The organism is Rhizobium sp. BT03 (assembly GCF_030053155.1).
GTDB lineage: Bacteria > Pseudomonadota > Alphaproteobacteria > Rhizobiales > Rhizobiaceae > Rhizobium.
Genome location: NZ_CP125643.1, coordinates 154,053 through 166,234, shown reverse-complemented (window position 1 = coordinate 166,234; position 12,182 = coordinate 154,053). Strand labels below are relative to the sequence as shown.

General features: G+C 59.2%; 10 protein-coding genes and 1 pseudogene. 9 read left to right on the top strand and 2 right to left on the bottom strand.

Features of this window, described 5'->3' with window-relative positions; translation table 11 throughout:
* The first annotated feature begins 1 nt into the window (after position 1).
* The 7 genes from ccoP (at position 2) to QMO80_RS28100 (ending at position 6,405) form a co-directional block, all read left to right on the top strand.
* A complete protein-coding gene (ccoP, locus tag QMO80_RS28130; protein WP_004674413.1) occupies positions 2–865 on the top strand; it encodes a cytochrome-c oxidase, cbb3-type subunit III in 864 nt (287 codons plus the stop codon).
* Between the two features lie 11 nt (positions 866–876).
* The gene (locus QMO80_RS28125) at positions 877–1,062 is read left to right on the top strand and encodes a hypothetical protein (RefSeq protein ID WP_283201252.1); all 186 of its coding nucleotides are present in this window, start codon (positions 877–879) and stop codon (positions 1,060–1,062) included.
* A gap of 167 nt (positions 1,063–1,229) precedes the next feature.
* Positions 1,230–2,804, top strand: a complete 1,575-nt coding sequence (ccoG, locus tag QMO80_RS28120) for a cytochrome c oxidase accessory protein CcoG (RefSeq protein ID WP_011053473.1) — start codon at positions 1,230–1,232, stop codon at positions 2,802–2,804.
* On the top strand, positions 2,801–3,286 hold the full coding sequence (locus tag QMO80_RS28115; protein WP_011053472.1) for a FixH family protein: 486 nt from the start codon (positions 2,801–2,803) through the stop codon (positions 3,284–3,286). The genes ccoG and QMO80_RS28115 overlap by 4 nt, the downstream gene beginning before the upstream one ends.
* Positions 3,283–5,553 carry a cation-translocating P-type ATPase gene (locus QMO80_RS28110; protein ID WP_011053471.1) on the top strand — a complete coding sequence of 757 codons (2,271 nt, stop codon included), beginning with the start codon at positions 3,283–3,285 and terminating at the stop codon, positions 5,551–5,553. Before QMO80_RS28115 ends, QMO80_RS28110 begins: the two co-directional genes overlap by 4 nt.
* Complete coding sequence (gene ccoS / locus QMO80_RS28105; protein ID WP_011053470.1) at positions 5,550–5,708, top strand: cbb3-type cytochrome oxidase assembly protein CcoS; 159 nt, start codon at positions 5,550–5,552, stop codon at positions 5,706–5,708. The genes QMO80_RS28110 and ccoS overlap by 4 nt, the downstream gene beginning before the upstream one ends.
* Positions 5,709–5,739: 31 nt before the next feature.
* Positions 5,740–6,405, top strand: coding sequence for a Crp/Fnr family transcriptional regulator (locus QMO80_RS28100; protein ID WP_011053469.1), 666 nt, complete (start codon positions 5,740–5,742; stop codon positions 6,403–6,405).
* A gap of 275 nt (positions 6,406–6,680) precedes the next feature.
* Here QMO80_RS28100 and QMO80_RS28095 read toward each other — a convergent pair.
* Both QMO80_RS28095 and QMO80_RS28090 read right to left on the bottom strand, forming a co-directional pair.
* Positions 6,681–6,866 (bottom strand): annotated as a pseudogene (locus QMO80_RS28095) (hypothetical protein); the annotation flags it as partial.
* Between the two features lie 688 nt (positions 6,867–7,554).
* Positions 7,555–8,541, bottom strand: coding sequence for a nodulation protein NodZ (locus QMO80_RS28090; RefSeq protein WP_010025697.1), 987 nt, complete (start codon positions 8,539–8,541; stop codon positions 7,555–7,557).
* Between the two features lie 1,627 nt (positions 8,542–10,168).
* Here QMO80_RS28090 and nodB point away from each other — a divergent pair.
* The gene (nodB, locus tag QMO80_RS28085) at positions 10,169–10,828 is read left to right on the top strand and encodes a chitooligosaccharide deacetylase NodB (protein WP_011053465.1); all 660 of its coding nucleotides are present in this window, start codon (positions 10,169–10,171) and stop codon (positions 10,826–10,828) included.
* A gap of 7 nt (positions 10,829–10,835) precedes the next feature.
* On the top strand, positions 10,836–12,167 hold the full coding sequence (nodC, locus tag QMO80_RS28080; RefSeq protein ID WP_011053464.1) for a chitooligosaccharide synthase NodC: 1,332 nt from the start codon (positions 10,836–10,838) through the stop codon (positions 12,165–12,167).
* Positions 12,168–12,182: the final 15 nt, after the last annotated feature.

The following is a 12,182-nucleotide window of genomic DNA, read 5'->3' as shown; positions in this document are numbered from 1 at the left end:
GATGTCGCAAAAGCATATCGATGAACTGAGCGGCGTCGAAACGACGGGTCATGAATGGGACGGCATCCAAGAGCTCAACAATCCCATGCCGCGCTGGTGGATCTGGACCTTCTACGTGACGATCCTCTGGGCGATCGGCTACGCCATCGCTTACCCGGCCATCCCGATGATCACTTCCGCCACTAACGGCTATCTCGGTTATTCAACGCGCGCCGAGCTGCAGCAGGACCTCAATCTCGCTAAGTCATCGCAGACGGAGTTCCATGACCTGATCGCTGCCAAGACAGTGGAGGAGATCGACGCGGATCCTGCTCTTCGTAAATTCGCGATCGCTGGCGGCGCATCCGCTTTCAAGGTGAACTGCGCGCCCTGCCATGGATCGGGAGCGAGCGGCGGTCCGGGGTTTCCGAATCTCAACGACGACGACTGGCTGTGGGGCGGGGATCTGAATGCCATCCAGGCCACGATCTCTCATGGCATCCGCTTCGACGGCGATACGGATAGCCATTCCTCCGAAATGCCGCCCTTTGCCGGTGTTCTGGAGCCCATCCAGATGAAGCAGGTCGCCGCCTTTGTCTGGGGGCTGACCAATACGCCCTCGGATGTCGGTCTGGCGGCGGCCGGAAAACAGGTTTTCTTCGACAATTGCGCCCCATGTCACGGCGAGGACGCCAAAGGAAAGGTGGAAATGGGTGCGCCGGATCTCGCCGACGCAATCTGGCTGAAGTCGCGGGGTGAAGACGCCATCCTTCGTCAGGTTGCCTCTCCCAAACATGGCGTAATGCCTGCCTGGGCAGCGCGCCTGGGGGACACAACGGTAAACGAGCTTACTATTTTCGTTCATGCGCTCGGCGGCGGCACGTAAGGAGAAGAGACATGACAGCCCACGACCGCAATCCGATCCTCCCTCTCTACGGCACGCCGCGTGCTGTTATCCGATCGCGTGTCTCAGCCCGCGCCCAACAGATGCCTGCGTCTTCGGAGCAGGACGACCCTGCAAAAATCGGCAATTCGATGGTGAGTTTGATCTGCCTCAAAGACCACAAGCAGACGAGCCGATAGTTTCAGCTCCTGTGGAGGACGTCCCAGCGGTTTCTCCGCCGCTGTCCTCCGGCCACGCCCTTACTCTGGGGCGTGGCCTTTTCGCTTCTGCACGGTCGTTCTTGATCTGCATCAAGGAACGGATCCGCCACGGCTGGGAAAAGAGTGGTGAAAATCGGACAGGTCCTATGAATCTCTATACCCGCCCTAATCTAAATGACATTGACCACGTTCGCGTCGAACCCGTCAACGCCCGGCGCAACCGCCAGCCTCTCTATGCGCCGCGCAAGAAGATCTTTCCGAAACGAGCCGAAGGGCCCTTTCGCCGGTTCAAATGGGTCTTGATGCTGCTCACGCTTGGCACCTATTACCTCGCGCCGTGGATTCGCTGGGACCGCGGTCCCTATGCGCCCAATCAGGCAATCCTCGTCGACCTCGCCTCGCGGCGCTTCTTCTTTTTCTTCATCGAGATCTGGCCGCAGGAATTCTACTATGTGGCGGGCCTGCTCGTCATGGCGGGCTTCGGCCTCTTTCTCCTCACCGCCGCTGTCGGCCGCGCCTGGTGTGGCTATGCCTGTCCGCAGACCGTCTGGGTCGATCTCTTTCTCGTCGTCGAACGCGCTGTCGAAGGCGACCGAAACGCTCGGATGAAGCTCGATGCCGACCCCTTCACTTTCGACAAGCTCAGGAAGCGGGTGATCAAGCACGCGATCTGGCTGCTGATCGCCATCGCCACGGGCGGAGCATGGATCTTCTATTTTGCCGACGCGCCGAGCCTGGCGGCTTCACTGTTTGACGGCAGCGCTCCTGCCGCTGCGTATGCCACGATCGCCACCCTGACCGCGACGACCTATGTGCTTGGCGGCCTCATGCGCGAACAGACATGCACCTATATGTGTCCGTGGCCGCGCATTCAGGGCGCGATGCTGGATGAGAATTCGCTTGTTGTCACCTACAACGACTGGCGGGGCGAGCAGCGGTCGCGCCATGGCAAGAAGGCTCAGGGTCTGCCGGTGGGCGATTGCGTGGACTGCAATGCCTGCGTCGCCGTCTGCCCGATGGGGATCGACATCCGCGACGGCCAGCAGATGGAATGCATCACATGCGCCCTCTGCATCGACGCCTGTGGCGGCGTCATGGACAAGCTCGGGAAGCCACACGGCCTGATCGCCTATGCGACGCTCAAGGAATATTCGAGCAACATGTCGCTTGCTACTGACGGAGGACGGACAGCCATCCAGCCCTCCAATGTCCGAAACGACGACGGAAGCTTCATGCCAGCTGTCCGGAATTTCGACTGGCGCATCATCTTCCGCCGAAGAATTGTCTTCTACGGTGTCGTCTGGGCATCGATCGGCGTCGCCATGGTCGTCCATCTCGCCTTACGCGATCGGCTCAGGCTCAACGTTATCCACGACCGGAACCCTCAATATGTTCTGGAAAGCGACGGCTCCATCCGAAACGGCTACACGCTGCATGTCCTCAACATGGTGCCGAAGCCGCGGGACGTGACCATCACCCTCGTCGGGCTGGAGGGGGGCACAATGCGCATTCCCGAGTTCGGCGGGCAGGATGCCCGCAGCTTCACCGCTCACGTCGAACCCGACGCGGCCACGACGCTCAAGGTCTTCGTCACGCGCGCCCCAGACGGGGCAGAGATCAACGAATTCCTCTTCGTCATCGAAGATATAGGTCAAGACGCAGGTCAAGCCGACCGGGCGAGCTATCGCGCGGCGTTCAACGCGCCGGGAGACGTGAAATGAAGACTTCTACTCAGGGCTTTACCGGCTTGCACGTGCTGCTTGCCACCTCGGCATTCTTCGCCGTAGTGATCGCCGTAAACGCCACCATGGCCTTCTATGCTGCGTCCAGCTGGAGTGGCATCGTCGTGGAAAACACCTATGTGGCCAGCCAGGAATTCAACACCAGGGCGGCAGCGATGAAGGCAATGGCCGCCTCCGGCGTCGAGGGCGCGCTCGTCGTTAAGGGCAGCCAAATCCGTTACGACATCCACGACCAGGCCGGCACGCCTGCGATCATCGATGATGTCACGCTGAACTTCAAACGGCCCGTCGGCGATCATGAGGATTTCCGCGTGACGCTCCGGAAGACGGGCGAAGGGCGGTTCGAAGCCGATCACCAGGTTGTCGCCGGCGACTGGATCGTCGAGGCCATATCGAGAATGAACGGGGCGGTCGTCATGCATGAGGCCAAACGCTTCGACACCGCGGAGTTCCGCCAATGACCTGCTGCTCGATGGATGCGGAAAGCGTTCTCGGCCTCAGCGCGACATCCGCCAGCGCCGAGGAGGTATGCCTTGCAAGCCACCCGCTCGGGGCTGGGTTACGCCAGGTCGACCTCAGCGTGCCCGACGTCCACTGTGGCGACTGCATATTGACCCTCGAAAAAGCGCTGTCGGCGCTTGCGTTCGTCAGGAAAGCCCGGGTCAATCTCACCGCCAGGCGTGTCACCTGCGTCTATCAGGAAGAGATCGAGGCGAAGGCGACCGATCCCTCCGAAATCCTCGCCGCGATCACCTTGGCCGGATACCGCGCCCATCTCATCACGTCGACAGCACCCGAAACCGACAGGATCCGGAACCAGCTACTGCTGGCGATTGGAGTTTCCGGCTTTGCGGCCGCCAACATCATGATGCTCTCGGTGTCGGTATGGTCGGGCGCCGATGCGGCCACGCGCGACATGTTTCACTGGATCTCGGCGATGATCGCGGCGCCGGCGCTGGTTTATGGTGGACGCTTCTTCTTCAAATCGGCCTGGAGCGGGCTCAAGCGTAGGCGCACCAACATGGATGTTCCGATCTCGCTTGCAGTGACGCTGTCCTATGCGGTCTCCCTATGGGAAACCATGCACCATGGCGAACATGCCTGGTTCGACGCGTCGGTGTCTCTGCTGTTCTTCCTGCTGATCGGCAGAACCCTCGATCATGTGATGCGGGAAAAAGCCCGCGCCGCGATCAACGGGCTTGCCAGACTGGCGCCGCGCGGGGCGCAGCTGATGATGCCGGACGGGTCGCGGCACTACATCCCGGTCGAAGAGATCGCCGTCGGGGATAACATCGCGATTGCCGCCGGCCAACGCATTCCCGTCGATGGCATGATCGTCAGCGGCGAGAGCGATGTTGACCTCTCCATCGTCACCGGTGAAAGCAGCACGGTCGCCGTCGCCGCAGGCAGCGCGCTGAATTCGGGTGCGATGAACCTGACCGGTTCGCTCGTCCTGCGGGCGACCAAAGTGGCAAGGGATTCGCTTCTTTCCGAGATCATCGGCCTGATGGAAGCGGCCGAGGGCGGCAGGGCTCGTTATCGCCGGGTCGCCGATCGCGCCGCAGCACTTTATTCTCCCGCCGTGCACCTGTTGGCGCTGGCCTCCTTTCTCGCCTGGGGCTTGCTTGGGGGCGATTGGAAACAGGCCATGCTGGTCGCGGTCGCGGTGCTGATCATCACATGCCCCTGCGCATTGGGCCTTGCTGTACCGGTGGTCCAGGTGGTCGCCGCCGGCGAACTTTTCCGCAGGGGCATCGTGGTGAAGGACGGTTCGGCGCTCGAAAGACTGGCCGACGCGGACATCGTGGCCTTCGACAAGACCGGCACCCTGACGATGGGCCGGCCCCGCCTCGTCCGAATCGACTCGATCGCGGGCAATAGAGCCATCGTTTGCGCAATGGCGGCGCATTCACGGCATCCGCTTTCCCAGGGTCTGGTGCGGGACATAGACATCTCTTACCCCTTCGCCTTCGACAGGGTCACGGAAATCGCCGGCGGGGGGCTGGAAGCCTGGCAAGGAGCGGACTTCTATCGGCTCGGCAACCGGGCCTTTGCCTGCGGAACCGGGCTCACGCCCGCGGGCGATACTCCGTTTTCGGAGGTGGTCCTGTCGAAAAACGGCGTCGATCTCGCCCGTTTCCTGTTTGACGACACGCTTCGTCCGGGCGCCGCGGAGACTTTCCGCCAGCTCGCTGCAGCCGGTATCGAAACGTTGATAGTATCCGGCGACAGGCAGGCCGTCGTCGACAACACAGCGCGGGCTCTCGGTATCGGCAAAGCTCTGGGCGACCTGGGGCCGAAACAGAAGGTCGAGGAACTCCAGAGGCTGGGCGCCGAGGGCTATCGCGTGCTCATGGTCGGCGACGGGATCAACGACGCACCGGCGCTGGCCGCCGCGCAGGTCTCGATGGCGCCTGCAACCGCATCCGACGTCGGCAGGCAAGCCGCCGACCTTATCTTCTTCAACGATCGTCTCGATGCCGTTCCTGAGGCAATCGCCGTTGCACGAAGATCCGCCAGCCTCATTCGCCAGAACTTTGCTCTCGCCATCGGTTACAACGTGCTTGCGGTACCGATCGCAATCGCCGGCCTGGCAACGCCGCTGATAGCGGCGGTGGCCATGTCGACTTCGTCGATCATCGTCGTGACGAATGCGCTGCGATTAAATGCCTTCGGCCTACGGAGCGAGCCGCTTGCCGGCGGACGTGCGGAAGTTGAAACCGCATGAACATGCTGATCTATCTGATGCCGATCGCACTGCTGATGGGGGGAATGGGTCTCCTGGCGTTCCTCTGGTCGCTGACGAGCCGCCAGTACGAGGACCTTGAAGGAGCAGCTTGGCGAATCCTCGTCGAGGACGAAACCGATTGCAAAAGACCTTGAACCGCTCACGGCCGAAACGAAAGGAAGATCGATGCTATCGAGACATCCCATACTTTTGCGATCTGACCTGTTTCACGGCCTGGACAAAGCAAGGATAGAAGAACTGGCCGACACGGCTCAGTTCCAGATCTTCGCACCGGACGAGCGGATCATCGCCGAGGGCCAGCAGGCGTCGTTCGTCTATTGCGTGATGCGCGGCTTCGTGCGACTTTCGAAGTCGGAATCCGCGGGGCGCCAGGCAGATATCTGCATCTGCGAACCGGGTGAGACGTTCGGTGAATATCTCCTGTCGGCAGGCGGCTCCTACACCTACAGCGCATGGTCCGCCGACGGCGCAGAGGTCGCGTTGTTCGACCTTGTGGAGTTGCGGGCGCTTGCCGACCGGGACCCCGTCATGCGTCGCAACGTCATGCGCATCATGGCCCGGCATCTGCTCGGTGCCATGGATTGCATAGCGGGAGACCGGCTGCACACGGCTGCACAGCGTGTTGCGAATTACCTCGTCAGCCGCTGCCCGGCCTCAGCATCGCAGGCCACCTTTCGCCTGCCTTACCGGAAAAGAATTCTGGCCGGCAAACTCGGGGTTGCGCCCGAAGCCCTTTCGCGGGCTTTCGCTGCCCTCGGTCCTGCAGGGGTCGAAGTCAGAGGCAGGGTCGTCGTGGTTGACAGCGTCGATCTGCTGCGGAAGGCGTGCTGACCTCGGGGCAGGGCGATAACCGCGCCGGAATTCGACAACCGTCAATATGGCGATCGCTTGCTCCGTTATGGCCAGGCGCAAAAAAGCACCAGGACGGATTGTTTTTGTGATCTCGACTGTCTTCATCGCTTGCTTCAGGCCTTGTCCGCATCAACGGTGGCGCTGACGACACATGCGGATACCGTCGGACTGGCGGGCTTAATAGGGAAGTGCAGACGAACGGGCGCAACGAGCACCAACATGCGACGGAGAGCGTCCGGCGCTATTCTTCGAGGGGCCGTCGCGAGATAACCCATGCTGATGGTGCTTGCGAAGAGGTAGATGAACAGGCCCTTCGCGAGATAATTCTCAAGCGTGCCTGCCGCGGCAAATCCATTTTGCCAAACGAAGAAGCCCACGGCGGATCCAATTGCGAACCCCGTCGCCAAACGCGTGAGTATGAACCTGATCATGCGAGGCATGGCACCACCTCAGACTTAGTCATTACAAATGGCCGGGCAACGGAAATGCTGGCTGGCCAATTGAGTTTTGTCAACGACTGGCGCAAGCCGTCATGCAAGCAGCGGCGGGAGCCGGAGACTACAACAGTGCATCTTCTGTCTTTCGCAGCCGGCGTTATCACGCCTGCGAATGCGTCGAGGCTGAGTGAGTTGCGAGTTGCAAGGACGATGGGCGCTAAGGACCTAGCGCGGCGGCGGCTTCTGTGGTCGCGCGGTTTGCCAGACGTGTCGGGATGCGGGAATAAAGAACGGCACCGGCCACGCCCACGACCGCATAGAGCACGAAATCAGCTTGATGGCGATCTGTCGACCAAGCCCGACGAACGCCCTCGCATCAGGCAGGGCGTCGGCTAAGGCGCCGACGAGGCTGTGGCGCGCGAACGTCCTCATCCCATCGGAATCGCCGACGTGCGAGCTTGCTATGCCAATGGTGCGGGTCGAGCGCACGGTGCCGTTTCCATTCACCGAAGGCGCCCAATAGCTACCCTTCACAACAATGATCCGGCAAGCCTTTGGACGCGCGAGACGCTAGGAGAAGATGCGCCCCGGCCTTGTCTCGTCGGGTGCTGCGCCCACATCGCGATCCAGTGAACACCTCTCCTCAATCCTGCGAGGGCGCCGAGAATTTGTTCAGCGGAGTGCCGGTTCATCAAGCCGGCTCATGCTCGGACGATTCATCAGTCAAGATCAAGCGAGTCGGATTTTTCAAGTCGAACTCAATAACACGTGGCACGAAGAGACGGGCATAGCGCGTAAAGGCGCTGGTCGGCGGAAAGCGAATTACCGTATCGCATCGGGCGAGAAGGTACATCTCTGTAAGAGCAGAGATACCACCGTCCACTCCCAGCGATGCACTGTGTAATGGCCCGGCCTGGGCCGCCTGGAAGCATTTCGGGATAGTGATTAGATCGGGGAACACACCGAGTAAATGGTCCCGTACCTGCGCGCTGTCCGTACACAAGAAAACCATCACAGGGCGTCGATGCGGTAGCGCTTTGGCCTTCTCGATGGCAGTGCACACCTGGCGTAAGGCCAACTCCGGATCGGCCCAGTAGGGCGTATGGTCCATTATATCTTCGCCATTGCCATGCCGTACGTGCACACCGATGATACTGCGCCCCTTGAAGTGCTCCTGATAGATGGCGTGAATACGAGCCTGAATTTCAGGTCTAAGGTTGAGGCTCTGAAATATCTGGCGTTCGGCAGCTTGGTCGCACCGCCACATTAAACAGGCATCACAGACTACCGTGTTGGCATCAGTATCGTCCTGGGCTTGAAGAAGCTCGGTCAGTTCGTCACGTTCCCGGAAAATTTGCTCATCGGGGCGGTAAACGCTCTCGATTGAGGGCTTGTTCCACCATGATGGGAAGAACGGTCCCGGAAATGAGAACTGGTTGATCTGGTCATCGCAAATAACCCGTACGCCAGCAATATCTTGAATCGGCTCGAAGAACACCGTAAAAGCGTTCGTGAAGGGTTGATTGAGATAGCAGGAGCCACGCCAATCGATGGCCAGCGTCCGCCCCGTTCGCTGTGCATAGCGCCAAGCTGCCGCCAGCGACCAGAGACAATCACCGAAACCAGTCCGCCGTCGAGAAACAACATACCGATCCCTCTTCAGGTCGCCAGCGAGCATGTTCGTTGCCTTGTTCTGGAAAAGCGCATCGGCTTAAATCCTGCTGAAATTTTGCATATCAATTCCCGGACCTGCATCAACGCTCGTGATTCTCGCCAATTTTATGCATGACCCTTCGTCGCACAGATTTACCATTTTACGCCAGACTGGAAGTTGCGGCGCCATACGCCTTTTCAGTCCGGGCATTGAAGCCGCCGCATAGCCCTCCGTCATCGTTCAGTCGTTTATCTCGCACCCGATCCAACCCATCGGCATCGCACTTGGCTCGGAGCGAGAGGCCGGAGCTTACGTTGCGGTACGGCTCATGTTGGCGCGCTTCGCCGATTCATCGAGGGTGGCGCCGATCTAGCCAATTCCCGTCCTTTCCCGCTACCTGATCTCTATTTCATGCGTCTTCTGGAGCATCCTGGGGAATCCGTAAAATCGATTGTTTGGATAATCTCCATCCGCTTGATGGATAAGTGTGGCCACCATTGCGTCACGGCTGCCACCGTGGCGGCGATGCTGGCGAGTCTCACAACTGCGGCTCGCTGGACAAGCAGTCGATGATCGTGCCGCGGCCCAGGTTGTTGATTCAGACGAGCTCGGTTACCTCCACTTGGAGGCCCATCGCGCCCGTTTGTTTTCCAAATGTGTTCCGCGCTACGACAACAGCTCGATCCATAGTCGCGTGGTCGTCACAGCATTATTGGACCGCCTGCTTTCACCTCTCGACGGTGGTCACCATCCGGGCGACAGTTATCGGCTTAGCCAAAAGCGACGCTCCGACCGTCTGCGGAAGATTGGGGCCAGTGCTCGGATCTAACGAAACGCAAACCGATGGGGTCCGTTCTTCAATTCGGCAAGTGGGACTAGTTCCTCGAGTCGTTTGACAGCCATAGCCGATCAATTCTATCCGGCGCTTTCAGGCTTCCGGAAGGTTTCAATCTGCTCCGGAGCTTTACCCAGAGTAGGTTAGAAAGCCGCCAATGCCGAGCCATGATAAGTTCGTCAAGGGAGCGACGACGGAAATCCGGCGTCAGCCACGACAACAGGCTCGGTCCGTTAGCAGGAACTGTGGCTCGAATTTTATCTATGGCGTGGATGGGTATCATCCAAACAATCGATTTTACGAATTGAATGGCATGATCCATTAGACGAGCATCTTGACGGAAATCAAGTCGTCGATGGCGCGCCAGTGGTGTAGAGGGGTCAAATGTGTGGCTTTGGAATGTAATGCTAGCATAAGCGTTCGATCAGCCCATTGCATCATCTTGCAATCGTCGATAGGTCGGGGTTCGCGACCAATCGTCACTTTGATCGCAAGATCGATCGTTTTGGCAAATCGGCAAAGATTATGAGGCCTTTGCATGCGATTTACGTGCGTTGGGAACCGTTGCGGAAAAGGAATCGCAACTCCGACCATGTCGAGGGAATTTACATTCGCACTCGGTACAGTCCGCAACGAGCCGCGTATTGACAGATTCAAACGAGGCGGTCTGGTGACCGCTATTTTGGGAAACGGCGTACGCTACACGCTGCCACACGCGCGTTTCGACCTGCGTCCACGCGCGGCGTCATCATCCTACCTTTGGGCGGCCGGTCTCCGAATGGCCACCAGGATAATTTACCGGAAAGGACGAGAGCAATGACGCACCTCGATTGCTCGTGCGAAGTGCACGGTGAGCGCGATGACGGCACTGGTCGTCACAGCGTTTATTTGACGTTCGACGACGGTCCGCATCCATTTTGTACACCGGAGATTCTCGATATTCTGGCTGAACACCGGGTGCCGGCAACATTCTTCGTCATCGGCGAGTTCCTGGCCGATCAATCGAAATTGATCCAGCGAATGATTGCAGAGGGGCATGAAGTCGCCAACCACACAATGACGCATCCAGACCTGTCTGACTGCGAACCCGACGAGGTGCAACGTCAGATACTCGAGACAAACAGAGCCATAAAAATGGCGTCGCCTCAGGCGGTGGTGCGGCACATCCGAGCTCCTTACGGCATCTGGACCGAAGAAGTGCTCAAGGCTTCGGCGAATGCGGAACTCACTGCCGTGCACTGGTCGGTAGATCCGCGAGACTGGTCTCTTCCCGGGGCCGACGCCATTGTTAATGATGTGCTGCAGTCTGTCCGGCCGGGGTCAATCGTGCTCTTGCACGACGGTTGTCCCTCCAGTGAAATGCAGCAAGGAGCTGACCACAGTCTGCGCCACCAGACTATCATGGCGTTATCTAGCATAATTCCAGCTTTGCATGATCGCGGCTTTGTATTTCGCTCGCTTCCTCGGGAGTTCTGAAGATCCGATGGATATGCTTGACACAACCAGCACTGTCGCCGTCTCGCTTTATGCACTTCTCTCGACTGCATATAAAAGCATGCAGGCCGTTTATTCTCTGCCGACCGATGTTTCATTGGCGTCCCACGGCTTGGGCGGCTTTGACGAGCTGCCCAGCGTAGATGTCATCGTGCCAAGCTTCAACGAGGATCCCCGCACGCTTTCGGAGTGCCTGGCTTCTATTGCGGGTCAGGAATACGGGGGAAGGCTGCAGGTTTACCTAGTTGATGACGGTTCCGAAAATCGCGAGGCTTTGCGACTTGTGCACGAGGCCTTCGCGCGAGACCCCAGATTCAATATTCTCCTGCTTCCCCAGAATGTCGGCAAACGGAAGGCACAGATCGCTGCGATACGCCGCTCTGCTGGAGATATGGTGTTAAACGTCGACTCCGACACGATCCTCGCATCTGATGTCATCAGGAAGCTCGTGCCTAAAATGCAAGATGCGGCTGTCGGCGCGGCCATGGGACAGTTGACGGCCCGCAACCGAAACGACAGTTGGCTGACCCGTTTGATCGACATGGAGTACTGGCTGGCTTGCAACGAGGAGCGTGCGGCACAAGCTCGCTTCGGTGCCGTTATGTGCTGCTGCGGTCCATGTGTTATGTACCGTCGCTCTGCGCTCGCTTCGCTGCTTGACCAGTACGAGTCACAGTATTTTCGGGGAAAGCCAAGCGATTTCGGTGAGGATCGGCATCTCACCATTCTCATGCTGAAGGCAGGCTTTCGAACAGAGTACGTGCCGAGCGCCATCGCAGCGACAGTCGTTCCGAACAAGCTAGGACCGTATCTGCGCCAACAACTACGCTGGGCGCGGAGCACGTTCCGGGACACGTTGCTTGGGCTGCGCCTGCTGCCCAACCTCAATCGCTTCCTTACGCTCGACGTCGTCGGACAGAACCTCGGACCGCTGCTTCTGGCACTATCAGTGCTGACGGGACTCGCACAGCTTGCATTGACGGGCACCGCGCCTTGGTTGGCAGCCCTGATGATTGTGGCCATGACGATGATCCGCTGCAGCGTTGTAGCGCTTCGGGCCCGCCAACTACGGTTCCTCGGATTCTCTCTGCATACATTCATCAATATTTTTCTGCTACTGCCCTTGAAAGCCTACGCGCTGTGCACGCTGAGCAATAGCGACTGGCTGTCGCGCAGCTCTGCTGGCAACTCGAATCAACATCCGACGGCTGATGCACGCACTACAGAATGTTCTGGACATGCGACAGCGCCTCGAAGGCTCAAGCCCGCCCGCCATCCTGCCAGGCGAACGACGTCTGACTGCATGTGCAGCGACGAGTAAGATCTATTTACCGAG